This is a genomic window from Paenibacillus sp. SORGH_AS_0306, from assembly GCF_030819345.1.
In the GTDB taxonomy this organism is placed as follows: domain Bacteria; phylum Bacillota; class Bacilli; order Paenibacillales; family Paenibacillaceae; genus Saccharibacillus; species Saccharibacillus kyungheensis.
In genome coordinates this window covers 1,383,063-1,395,706 of sequence record NZ_JAUTBP010000001.1, presented here as the reverse complement: position 1 = coordinate 1,395,706, position 12,644 = coordinate 1,383,063, and the positions used below count along the sequence as shown (strand labels likewise).

General features: G+C 39.0%; 14 protein-coding genes. 3 read left to right on the top strand and 11 right to left on the bottom strand.

The window, feature by feature from the left end; all coding sequences use genetic code 11:
* Window positions 1–156 precede the first annotated feature (156 nt).
* The 10 genes from QE450_RS06305 to QE450_RS06260 form a co-directional block, all read right to left on the bottom strand.
* Complete coding sequence (locus QE450_RS06305) at window positions 157–870, bottom strand: GntR family transcriptional regulator (RefSeq protein ID WP_307297869.1); 714 nt, start codon at window positions 868–870, stop codon at window positions 157–159.
* A gap of 61 nt (window positions 871–931) precedes the next feature.
* Window positions 932–2,017, bottom strand: coding sequence for a CehA/McbA family metallohydrolase (locus QE450_RS06300; RefSeq protein WP_307297866.1), 1,086 nt, complete (start codon window positions 2,015–2,017; stop codon window positions 932–934).
* Window positions 2,018–2,021: 4 nt separating this feature from the next.
* Complete coding sequence (locus QE450_RS06295) at window positions 2,022–2,468, bottom strand: hypothetical protein (protein ID WP_307297863.1); 447 nt, start codon at window positions 2,466–2,468, stop codon at window positions 2,022–2,024.
* Between the two features lie 41 nt (window positions 2,469–2,509).
* Window positions 2,510–3,862, bottom strand: a complete 1,353-nt coding sequence (locus QE450_RS06290) for a hypothetical protein (RefSeq protein ID WP_307297860.1) — start codon at window positions 3,860–3,862, stop codon at window positions 2,510–2,512.
* A gap of 5 nt (window positions 3,863–3,867) precedes the next feature.
* Window positions 3,868–4,701 carry an ABC transporter permease gene (locus QE450_RS06285; protein ID WP_274170271.1) on the bottom strand — a complete coding sequence of 278 codons (834 nt, stop codon included), beginning with the start codon at window positions 4,699–4,701 and terminating at the stop codon, window positions 3,868–3,870.
* Between the two features lie 2 nt (window positions 4,702–4,703).
* Window positions 4,704–5,858, bottom strand: a complete 1,155-nt coding sequence (locus tag QE450_RS06280; RefSeq protein ID WP_273615847.1) for an extracellular solute-binding protein — start codon at window positions 5,856–5,858, stop codon at window positions 4,704–4,706.
* A 57-nt stretch (window positions 5,859–5,915) separates the two neighbouring features.
* Complete coding sequence (locus tag QE450_RS06275) at window positions 5,916–6,968, bottom strand: ABC transporter ATP-binding protein (RefSeq protein WP_273616289.1); 1,053 nt, start codon at window positions 6,966–6,968, stop codon at window positions 5,916–5,918.
* Between the two features lie 61 nt (window positions 6,969–7,029).
* Window positions 7,030–7,854, bottom strand: coding sequence for an ABC transporter permease (locus QE450_RS06270; RefSeq protein WP_273615846.1), 825 nt, complete (start codon window positions 7,852–7,854; stop codon window positions 7,030–7,032).
* A gap of 412 nt (window positions 7,855–8,266) precedes the next feature.
* On the bottom strand, window positions 8,267–8,950 hold the full coding sequence (locus QE450_RS06265) for an HAD family hydrolase (RefSeq protein ID WP_307297854.1): 684 nt from the start codon (window positions 8,948–8,950) through the stop codon (window positions 8,267–8,269).
* 223 nt (window positions 8,951–9,173) lie between these two features.
* Window positions 9,174–9,689 (bottom strand): DUF3939 domain-containing protein, encoded by a 516-nt coding sequence (locus tag QE450_RS06260; RefSeq protein WP_307297852.1) that lies wholly within the window; start codon window positions 9,687–9,689, stop codon window positions 9,174–9,176.
* 304 nt (window positions 9,690–9,993) lie between these two features.
* On the opposite strand from QE450_RS06260, the gene QE450_RS06255 reads away from it, so the two are divergent.
* The 3 genes from QE450_RS06255 to QE450_RS06245 all read left to right on the top strand — a co-directional run bounded on the left by QE450_RS06255 (window position 9,994) and on the right by QE450_RS06245 (window position 12,190).
* Entirely contained in the window at window positions 9,994–10,977 is a 984-nt protein-coding gene (locus QE450_RS06255) for a YpdA family putative bacillithiol disulfide reductase (RefSeq protein ID WP_273616288.1), read from the top strand.
* Between the two features lie 114 nt (window positions 10,978–11,091).
* Window positions 11,092–11,544, top strand: a complete 453-nt coding sequence (locus QE450_RS06250; protein ID WP_373461954.1) for a DUF441 domain-containing protein — start codon at window positions 11,092–11,094, stop codon at window positions 11,542–11,544.
* Between the two features lie 139 nt (window positions 11,545–11,683).
* A complete protein-coding gene (locus tag QE450_RS06245) occupies window positions 11,684–12,190 on the top strand; it encodes an ADP-heptose synthase (protein ID WP_204824496.1) in 507 nt (168 codons plus the stop codon).
* An 81-nt stretch (window positions 12,191–12,271) separates the two neighbouring features.
* Here the strand turns inward: QE450_RS06245 and QE450_RS06240 are convergent, their stop codons facing one another.
* Window positions 12,272–12,571, bottom strand: coding sequence for a HesB/YadR/YfhF family protein (locus QE450_RS06240; protein WP_273615840.1), 300 nt, complete (start codon window positions 12,569–12,571; stop codon window positions 12,272–12,274).
* Window positions 12,572–12,644 lie beyond the last annotated feature (73 nt).

Genomic DNA, 12,644 nt, shown 5'->3' with positions numbered 1-12,644 from the left:
CTGTCTCCTTTTCTCCACATCATTGATGTGTAATTTAGAAATATATGTATTGTAGCTAAAAAAATAACCACCGGTGTAGTATAAAACTACATCCAGATGGCTATTATAGCATTAATTTTCTCCATTGATAATGATTATCATTTAATTTTAATTTATTTATCGTGTTCGTCTTATCCAAAATGTGAAAATATCGTTGCGAACATAGTCGTAAGAATATAATACTTTCCGATTCATTTCATCATAATGCGTCTGTTTAAGCAATAGAACAGCAGATTGTGGATGAACACATAACTTTTGACTATGTGGATCTGCAGAAAGTGGCACTGTCAATTCTGAGTCTGCTCCTACAATCTGAATACCTACCTGTTGTTCTAAATGTTGAAATAAAGATCCTGTAAATACACTTTCATCAAATGTATTGCCCACAAGTTGCACCGGCATATAGTTGATTGAATGAGCGACAATTTCGCCATTTGCCATTCGTGAACGTTCCAAAACGATCATCGGTTCATCGACAGATAGTTCCATTCGTTCAGCCACTTCACTAGGACACTTTTCTGAAATAATATAAGCTAATCGCTGGTCTTCTGTTAGACCTGCCGAACGAATCATATCTCCTATACTATACAGTCGATCCAGTGAACTTGGGATATGTTGCAATGTACGTGTCAAAAACGTACCACTGCCATGTTTGACAAACAATTTCCCTTCATCTCTTAGCTTACGAATGGCTCCACGAACAGTAGTACGACAGACTCTAAATTCAGTAGCTAATGTAGATTCAGAAGGTAATTGGTCTCCAGCATGAATATGATGTTCTGCGATCCATTGCTCGATACGAAGTTTGACGGTTTCCTGCTTGGCAGACATATGAATCTATACATCCTTTCTATAGGCAAAATATAAGAGTGTCGTAATTATAATCAGTTCATTATAGTGAATGAGTGATATAGATAGCATTGGTAAAAGCAATCATGCTATACGTTTCCGCAAAATATCCATACAGCTCGACCCGTACCCAGCTTAATACTTGGGTCTGTTCTAATTCACAATCATATACTTCTGTTTGCACTGGAATTTGTTGTTCGAACAATATTCCCCGGTTGCTATTTACTACTAAGCGTAACGATTGATCGGCTAATGTGTAATATTGCTGACGACAAATCGTATCTAACGCTATTTCTAACTTTAATTTTTCATAGGGTGGGCAATAGAGTTCTTGTCCAATATGATAACGCTTAGATTGATCATCATGAATTGGATGGGCAATATGAGCAGTAAAAGTAAGCAAAGGCCCCATCGTAACAGTGAGTGCTCCTTGACGAAGAGCGGTCAGAGCAGAATGATCTTTGGGTTCTAGCTCTACACGATCTGTATACGATACATCTGAAGTCTGCAACATATCTAATGAATGCCACAACTTTTCTTCATCTTCTGTACCTATGTATGTAATAGCCGCTGGAGCATCGTGATCTTCTGTGCGATGCCAATCCCGACCACTGGTAGCTGTTATTTGATGCCCTTCATTTAGTAAAGACGTCCACCAGGCAAAAGCACGCTGGCTGTCTTTTTTGATAGCTGGCATTAATGTAGACCAGACTTCAATATAATCTACTTTTTGCCAATTTTTTATTGGATATTCCCAATAACAACCTGTACAGATAGGGCTACCTATTCGAAATGGATGAGCAATACCTACAAGACCGCCCTGTGCATGTACCTGATCGATCCCTTTTTCAATATCATGTATACCCAGATTACGCCAATCCACATATTTATGAATTCCCATCGTAATCATATGCCCGTAGAACGTAGTCCATTCCATACCAGGAATAATATGAATACCTGTCTCGTGTTGAATACGCTGACGATCTTGTAGACCCGACTGTGTATTATGATCGGTGAGTGCAATACAATCAATACCTAGATGCAGAGCTGACTGTACCAGCTCATCTAAAGTGTGTTGTCCATCACTATGAAGTGTATGAGTATGCAATTCAGAAGGTATCCATTTCATATTGTTAATCCCCCCATACTTCAAGTTGATAATGACATTCTGGTGTCACAATCGAATGAACACTTAATATTACTTTCCATTCTCCTACAGGATTAGAACCTTTCCAAAATCCTGGCGAAGCATGATCTATTGATAAAAAATGAGTCTGTTGTGAGTCTTGCCGATGCGCTTGTCCGCGATGGGTTTGTGGATCATCGACAGATAGTGTAATCAGATTTTGTAGCGGAGCATACTTTTGCCATTCATGCTCTTGTGGCGCATCATAGCCGTATCGAACCATCGCAGATTCAATTATAGTTTGAGCTTGAGCGGTATCTGTTAACGTTTTGGGAGCATACTTGAACTCGATACGAATCATCGATGCTTGTTCTAATATCGGAAAAGTATACGTAATATGAGTCTGTGAAGCTAACGGATCAATACTACCAGATACGTGTAACCATTTTTCCATCGACAACTGTCTCCTTTTCCTTATCTGCTATATCCACTTCTCTAAATCAACGTCAAGCAATTCCACAATGTCTGTACAGGAGAGATCGAAGTCAATTCAACCTGTGTCTGTGATTGGATACCGATGGTTGGTCTATATTCCTGATCTAACATAAACGCATATATTCCTTTGACACCGATACGTTCTACCCCTTCTGGCAAAAGATTCACCCGAATCTCGGCAATATGATCAATCTGAGTGCCCGGTGGTAACTTAATCGTAGTCGAAAAATGTAAATCTGGTCCTTGATAAGCTGCGCGAAAATCAGCAACTCGCAAATCGTTAAAGCTCGATGACCACCATTCTTCTTGTCCTTGTAAGCGCACTTGATAATCAAGACAAGTCTGTTGGACATCTATACGAGCATTATAGACATCCAAAGCATATTTCGAACTCTGAATAAATACATATTGACGCTGATCTCCCAATTTCCATGAAGACGGATCGTTGTTACGATCTACGATATACTGACGATTCATTTCCCAATTGGTAATCTGATACGTGAACGGATACACACTCATAATCTGTTCACGTGGTTCTTGTTCAGGATACCAACGATAAGATGGTGGCAGAATCAAGCGATAATTCGACCATACTTCATCTACAAAGTTACCGTTAGCTGTAGCGGCTTGTAATACAGGTAGACCACCACAGTCGGTTTTACCTTGAAATGAAGTTGTCACATGATGAGGACCTTGATATGTAGCAGATAATACATGACCTGCATGATCAATTTCGACACGATACATCCATTCAATATCTGTAGTTCTGCCCCATTTACTCATCAATAATCCAGAAGGTGTACCTTCATCCTCATGACTGAATACCATATGATATTCAATTACCGTGCGATTTTCTTTCTGTTGCATCCAATACATGACAAGAAGCGGTGTATCTGTAAATGTACTTTCATAATCATGAGTCAGATTACGTCCATAGACAATCGGTGTATGCTGGTAGACCAGTGCTGACGAAGAAGTGACATCGATCCAGTGTGCCTCATAACTTTCCAAGCGAATCTCTTCTACTTTGGAAGGAGATTCAGGATCACGAAATTCCAATTCAATCTCATAAGTTCCTGCTTCCAGTTGCCCGAGCAAGCGGGGATATACAAAAGAGTCTTTACCATAAAATAAAATCAAATCTTGATTGTACTGTTGATTGACATAGATACGAACCATAGCTGACTCATGATTTTTCTGTTGCCAGTGACTATTACTCATAGCCTTTAGATGCAACTCTACAAACCCTTTTGCTGGAACATCTATTTGAAAATAACAACGTTGAGCACGTGTCAATAAAACATCTAATGTTGCTGTACTAATAACGTTAGCGTCATGTTGAGTGTTGTTCATCAATGTTATCCCTCTTTCCCCATCGTTCGAATATAGAAATAACCCATGACTGAACACAGTAAAAACATCAATACAGCCATCGCACTTGCAGTATGAGTCTCCTGATAATTAGAAAAGACTTGTTGCATAGCGACCCCTAATACTTGAGGAGCATTAGCACCAATTAGAAAAGGAGCGGTAAAACTACCGATTACGCCCATAAAAATAAATGTGATTGCTACCCACATCGTTTTGTAAGAGAGTGGCAAAACAAATCGAAAAAATAACTGCCAGATATTTGCCCCTGCATCACGTGCACTTTCGATAACCGAGTTAGGTACTGCCGCTAGAGCAGAACTTAGTAACATCGTTGAAAATGGAATATTAAACCATAAGTTAGCAAGTAATAACCCTTTGTAATCGTAAATAATTTTGGGAAATACATCGATTCCGATCAATAATAACAGTCTTGATAACCAACCATGATTACCATACATCGTAATCAGACCATAAGTGGCAATCACACCGGGTACAAACATGGGGATAAAATATAAGCGGTTGATCCATTGCACCACCCACCCATGACCAAACCGCAGATAGACGGCTAACGCATAACTGATCACTAACGATAACAAAGTAGAAACAACGGTTACATTTAATGTGTAGATAATATTTTTGCGCATCGTTGGCTCTGTAAATAAACGAATATAATTGGCTAATCCAAATCCACTACCATTTTCATCGATTAAGCTTTCTCGAATAGCATACAAAATAGGCAAGATCACGACAAAAAACAAAATAAGAAAGGAAGGGATAACTAGAGCAAGCCCTAGTATCCCTTTTTTTACAGTAGAATTCATCATCATTGACCTGCAACATCGGTCTGCCAGCGTTTGTAAATCTCTTGTTGTAGATCACCACCATTAAATTGACGGTACGATGCAGACACACTTGCAAATTTATCTTGTAATTCTTTGGACATTAGATCCCATTTGATCCCAGGGTAACCGTACATTTTGTTCACTACAATCGTCTGAGCTTCCGGTGTAAGTATATAATCAAGCAATTTTTGCGCAGCCTCTTTTTTGGTCGACATTTCAGGAACCATCAGATATGCAGGGCCACCTGTAAAAGCAGGGCTGATCTGAGTTAGCTTGGTTGTATCTGGTAATAGCTGTTTGTTGATCTGTTCTAGTGCCATATCTGACCATGCTGGAACCATATCTACTTCACCATTAGCAAGTAAATCGAGTGTGCCTTGATTTTTTTTCGGATAGATTCCTTGCTGATACATAGACGGCCCTAATTGTTTTAACAAATTAAATCCTTGATCCCATTTCTGTGCGATAGCAGGATCGCTACTATTCATATCTTCAGGGGGTAAAAAATTATAAATGGCTGTAGTTACAAATGAACTGCCTGCTCCACCTGTAGAAGGGTCATTATAAGCAAATTTGCCGGGATGTTGACGAATCCAATCGTATAACTCGTCTGCTGTCTTCGGAGGGTTAGGTACATTTTGGCTATTGTACGCCAGTACTACTGACGAAGCGCGGTAAGGAACAGCCATATCATTTACTTGTTTTAATATCGATGTGTCAATATTTTTGAGGTTAGGTACACTTGCTGTATCTAATTTGGCCCAGATTCCATTTTTGTTGCCTTTTGTAATATCGTCCAGACTACCTTCATATAGATCTACATCTACATTGGTCTGTCCACTTTGCTTGGCAGCTAAAAGGCGATCCAGTGCAGATTGTCCACCTGTTCCTGATGGAAGATATACCAATTTAACTTTGATCGTTGGATTAGCTTTTTCAAACTCTGGAATTAACGTTTCCCATAATTCTTTTACATTTAACGAACCACTGGTATACAAAGAAATCTCTGTGGTGTTTGCAGAAGAACTACTTGCATTGGCTTCGTTGGTCGCGGATTTGCCTCCACATCCGGCTAACGCCATAACCATACATAATCCAACCATCAGTAGAATACTCATTTTTGCTTTGTTTAACACAAGAACATCCTCCTTTAAAATAACTGCTTTTGAGATGAATTTAGCATGAGCTTCTTGTTATTTGTCTGCTTCCGATACACTGATTTCTGGAAAAACATTCATTTTACTAAACATCAGCGATATCGGTTGACCTGGATGTAAGGTAGCCGCTTGTTGACGAGGTACAAATACTTTAAGAACTTCTTCTTCATAATTGACTGATACTTCTGCATAATGACCGAGTACCATGACCTGACGAATATGACCTGTTAAGCCTTCTTCTTGTTCAGACAGGTACATGTCTTCTGGACGAACAGCAACGATACAATGTCCGATAGGCAATTCTAACTTTGGATTAGGCAGACGCAATCCACCCACTGTAATATGCTGTCCATCACTCACCCCCTTTAATACATTGATACGACCGATAAAATTAGCGACAAACAGCGATTGTGGCGTATCATAGATGTCCTGTGGTGTAGACAATTGCTCAATCTGACCACCATGCATAACTACAATTCGGTCTGAGATCGATAAAGCTTCTTCTTGATCATGTGTTACAAAAACCATCGTCATATCGGTAGCCATCTGAATATCACGTAATTCTTCACGCATCTCCATCCGTAGCTTGGCATCCAGAGCGGAAAAAGGTTCGTCTAGCAGTAATACATCTGGCTTTAATAGTAGTGCTCTGGCTAGAGCCACCCGCTGTTGCTGTCCACCGGATAACTGGGTAGGATGCTTGCTTGCTGCACTACCGAGTTGCACCATTTCTAAAGCGGCTTTCACTTCACGCTCCATATCTGCCTTAGTATATTTGCGGATTTTCAGACCAAATGCCAAATTTTCATATACCGTCATATGTGGCCACAGATTATAACTTTGGAATACCATAGCAGTTGGTCTTTTTTCAGGAGGCAACTGTAATATGCTGTTCCCACGAATTAAAATATCTCCACTATCCGGTTCCAAAAAGCCACCAATCGATCGTAAAACAGTGGTTTTTCCGCAACCCGATGGGCCCAGTAATGTCACCATTTCGCCTTTGGCAATCTCAAGCGAAATATTTTTCACACCATCGCCTGTTTTGAATATTTTGCTTATATTTCGAATAGATAATTGAGACTGCATGATTGTATTCATAACTCCTCCTGCTTCTTGGGTAACCATAGAATCTGCAATATAGTCCACTTTATTTCACTTGAAACCCACCAGATAATACATCTGCACTTACAAATTTGCGGGCAGCTACTAACAGAATCACTGTCGGTAATGTCAAAATTACAGAGAATACAGCACCTGTCGTATTCGGATAATCTGCGATAATAGAGTACATAATAATCGGCATCGTTTTGAAATCAGGAATCCCTACCAACAACGTGCCTTGCGCTTCATCCAATGAAGCTAAAAAGGTGAAAATCGAAGCGACCATAATACCGGGAAAAGCCATCGGGAATGTAATTTTCCAAAATACTCGAATCGGGCCTGCTCCTACATCGCGTGCCGATTCTTCTTGAGCCTGATGCACACTGCGAAAAGCAGACGCTGGAATCCATGTCATATACATCAAAGTGTTGACCATATGAATCAGTACAATGCCTACAAAAGTATTCATTAAGCCGAATTTGTAAAACAGAACAGCAATAGAGACATACAAGCCCATTTTCGGAAATGCATGAGTAAGCAAAAACGAAAATAAAAACCATTTACTTAGCGGAAATGAGATGCGTGCAAAAGCATAAGCAGCTGGTACACACACAATAATCGAACATACCGTTACTACCGTCGCAATCAGAAAAGACAGCGAAATAGATTGCAACACATCATCCTGACTCAACACAAATTGCCACCATTGTAGCGACCAGCTCTGTGGTAAAGCTGACGGGTACTGCCACTTACCGGATACAGCCAATATCAATAAATTTAGCAATGGTCCAAGAAAAAAAATCACAAAGACGATCAACAACAAAAACTCTACAATTTTGCGTTTACCTAACGCATGTAAATACCACTTCATAATTCATTCCTTTCTCTCACTGATCTGAACATATGTACTTTCACAAAGCGCTTATTTCTTAAACGTTAGTTATCCAAAGTTGTTTAGACGTCTATATCACTGACACTTCTGAGTATAGAAATGATTTATTTTCGCAAAATATGTCGAAATATAGGTTTACGTAAATATTGAAAACTATTTTTGTTTAGATTTAATATGTAATTAATAAAATAGCGCTACTTTGAGCTTGAATGGTTGGCAGTTTATATAGTACATACATTCAAAATAGATGCTTAGGTATGTAAATGTAAGTTGTAGGTATAGACATGCTCTTTTCAACAATATACCTAGCTTTTAGCAAACGAAAAAAAGAGACCTTACAATCAAGGTCTTTAGTGATGTTCTTTAATAATCGTCTTCGTTTATCGATAGGTTACTTCTTAACCCCCTGCCAAATATCCTCCAACTCATTCAACTCCTCAATCACATACCAGGGTTCTACACCCAACTGCTTATCCCACTCAAAACTTCGACGTAGAAAAATACCGCGCATGCCTGATTGGGAGGCTCCCCAGATATCGTTGGTAGGATGATCACCGACAAATATTGTTTCTTCTCCGGTTGTGCCTAATTTCTCTAATATCATCTCGTAAATCTTCGGATCTGGCTTTTTGATCCCTGCTTCACCTGAAGTCAAAATGACATCAAAGTAAGATTCCAATCCCAAATGCTTTACTTTGCCATATTGTATTTCATGTGCTCCATTGGTTAACATGCCTAACTTATACCCTTGATCCCGACATGCTTGAATAGCATCGAGCGCATGATTCATTAGTCGGGCTTCTTTCATATAGTGCTCTGTATAATAAGCAAATAATTCATCTACAGTAGGCTTCTCTGTCCAGGGTAGGAGTTCAACTAATTCTTCAAAAAATCCACGTTTAGGACGATACCCATCGGCATCAGCAATACGCATATACCCTAGTATATCTCTCGCTTTCTCTTCATTGATATGACCTAAATAATGACTGATCAACTTTTGCGAAAAGGCTCGAAACGTATAATCTCGATCCATCAATGTATTATCCAAATCAAAAATAATTGCACTAATCTTCATATTCTATCCACTCCTACAAGTAAATTATGTATACATTCTGCTAAAAGTATACCAAATCTTGTCTGGCTTCGCTTTTGCCTATCCTAAACATCTATCAAAATAGCAAACAACACAGCAAAAAACCCGCACATTGCTAAGCGGGTTTTATTAAGTATACAGTTTGCAGAGAATAATCTCTCTTTGGTCTGTGAATATTCAACTTTATGATAACCTGTAAATCATTTTACAATAATACGTAAGAATGATCTTCCTGTGCTTTGACATCAGGTAATGCCACAGGTTGACGATGGGTAACCATCATTTCTTGATCGGTCATATACAATTTGAATTCAGGAATCTCATGCAAATAATGCTGTTGATACAACATACGACAATCCACTTCGAAATACACAGAATCTTCTACAATCGGTAATTTTCCAGTCTCATTCATATAATCATCGACAGCAAGCTGTACACGATCCAAATGGTACGGAATAGACTGTTCTTCTTCTGCAAAAATTTCAAATGTCTCACGTGATAAATAGAACTTCTGGTCACTCACTCCGCCTAAATAACGAGCAATTCGTGGCAGATCGAGACTTCGATCTTCTTTCATCAACACCGTACGATTAATACCGTTATCCATTTCGCGTTCAAATTGCAATACGGCACACCGCAACTCATCTAATGTGACATGAACAGATGGTAACTTATTGACGTCTTCTTTGTCTTTTCTTCTAAATAGTCCAAGTACAGACATATCGGTCTCTCCTCCCTCAAGCTGGGATTATTAAGCGATCGAGTGCGAAAACGTTTTCAGATACGTGTAAAGAAAGTTGCTAACTTTTTTGTGCTTACTATCATTGTACCTCATTTAACATACATTGATTCAATTTTTTACAAATTTGTGCGTTTTGAACGTTAAATTGTGTCTATGTGCCTAAGTACGCTAGAATTTTATAACATATTAAGGTAGGATAAATATGGTTCTATTTTAATAACGATCTGAACGGATAAGATCGTTTATACAGAAAAGAGATTATGGAAGGAGCTAGACCACTGTGATGGAAGATGTAATTATTATCGGTGCAGGGCCTTGCGGGCTGTCTGCTGCAATCGAATGCACACGTTTAGGTATGAAGACATTATTGATCGAAAAGTATAATATGGTACATTCTATTTATTTGTACCCCACGAATATGCAATTTTTCAGTACCCCGGAACTGTTAGAAATCGGAGATTTGCCATTTTCAACTCCGTATGACAAGCCTTTCCGCCATGAGGCTTTAGCTTATTATCGTCGTGCAGCAGGTCATTATGATCTGCGTGTTCAACCTTATACAGAAGCGCTTGAGGTACAGCCACTACAAGACGGGACATTTGCAATTCAGACCACCAATCGTCATGGTGAAGACAAAACTTATACGGCACGCAAAGTGATTCTGGCGACAGGTTATTTTGATCATCCTAACTACTTGGGTATCCCGGGCGAAGAATTGGATAAAGTCACTCACTATTTCCGCGAAGCTCATCCTTATGCAGGTATGAAAGTAACAGTAATCGGAGGAAGCAACTCTGCTGTCGATGCTGCGCTTGAAATTGTACGTGTAGGGGCTCATGTCGATATGGTCTATCGTGGTAGTGATCTTTCGCAAAATATCAAATCATGGGTACGCCCTGTATTTGAAGGTCAGGTACTCAAAGGCAATGTGACTCTTCATCTTAATTCTAAAGTAACCGAGATCACTCCATCTCAAGTTATTATTACGCAAAATGATGGAGAAACAGCGACGATCGAAAATGATTTTGTACTTGCGATGACAGGCTTCCATCCTGATCGTAAATTACTCACTTCTGCTGGTATTGAAATGAGTGATGACATGGATAAGCCGAAGTTCGATCTGGAAACGATGGAATCCAATATTCCAGGCCTCTATGTAGCAGGCGTTATCGCTTCTGGTCGTAATGCTAATGAAGTATTTATCGAAACCGGTCGTCGTCATGGTAACAAAATTGCTAACCATATTCATAAGCAAATGGCTCATTAATCATTGTAGAATTTATACAGATCAATTACATGTAGTTGATTACCTGTAAAAAGTGTCCGCTTAGGCGGGCATTTTGCTATGTAAAGACATCATGAAAGGAGTGATCTTATCAAAATGGCTGCGATTGATACACCGGCAATAATTTTGTTAGTGCTTGTCGCTCTTGGGATTATCGGCAACAACTCTACCGTTACGATTGCAATGCTTGTGTTATTGCTTATTCGTGTATTAGGCTGGCATCAAGCATTCCCATGGTTGCAGAAATATGGCTTAACGATCGGAATTATTATTTTGACAATTGGTGTGATGACTCCACTCGCAAGTGGCAAAATTTCACTAGATACGATCCTTTCTTCTTTTTTAAGTTGGAAATCACTTGCTGCGATCGGGATCGGTTTATTTGTCGCTTATTTGGGCGGACGAGGAACCATATTAATGACCAATCAACCGACAGTAGTAGCCGGGTTATTGATCGGAACACTGATCGGTGTCGCTTTTTTCAAAGGTGTTCCTGTTGGGCCATTGATTGCAGCAGGTCTGCTCTCTTTATTAATCGGCAAATCCTAGCAACTATTCTACATGAGGACAAACTCTATTCAACGATTGTGCTTATCCGATAGGCTTAGGTGTGGTATACTTTCTAAATATGAATCGATGATAAAATGCTTATATTGAATGTGTTAGCATCATCCAGGAGGATACACCTATGTCTCAAACTTTTGTTATTGAAGCGGTTATGATCGCTATCTATGGTCAACTGCTTGATCCGGAAAAACCGGTAGAATATATTGTGCCATACACAAGTATTATGGAATTATACGAATTTGCTGAAAGTACTGAACCTCTAATGAATGAAGACAATGAGAATCAGTATGTCAAAACAAGAATTCAGCAATTGATTGCTTATTTCGAAGAACCGCTTAACAAAAAGAAAATTCAACGTTCACTGAATGTTCCGTGGGCTCAAAGTTCAGCTATTTTACTCAGTGAAAAAGTACAATTGAAAATTATCAATGCAATGGATAATGCTCATTATGGTGAATCGTTTGATCCGATTGAGACCGAAATGATTCTTTCTGCTCTAAAAAAAGAAGTTCCTATGTTAACCGATCAATTTGAAATGATTCATCGGATTATTGAAGCTAAAATCCCTGTTCAAGTGTATGATATTGAAGACTTTTCTTTTGCGCTTGAAGGAACACCTACAGTGTAATGTAAGTTGTAATATGTGGATCAATAAGCAAAAAAGCTTCTTCCTTATTCGAGGAAGAAGCTTTTTTCAGGTCTGTTCTGTTTACTGAGATTGCGGCATATAGGCGTACCGAATATCATCTTCATGCTCAATATATTCTACATTCAATTGATATCCGTTGATATACCACAAATCTTGATCTTCCATATAAAAATGGATATTTTCGACATCCTGCGTTAGTGCCGGACTCACTGGCGGTTCTACAGAAATACCTAATGAAAATCCAGGATGAATTTCACTATTACTACTGTATCGTGCATAAAAGCGCACAGCATCACCTTCTGCTAAACTCAATTCTTTTTTATACCAGCGTGCGGCTTCATCAGATACAACTATACTCATGATTTATACCACCTCTCTTTTTAACATTTACCCTATTCTCTAGCCTATTATAACACGATATCACTATTGCTTT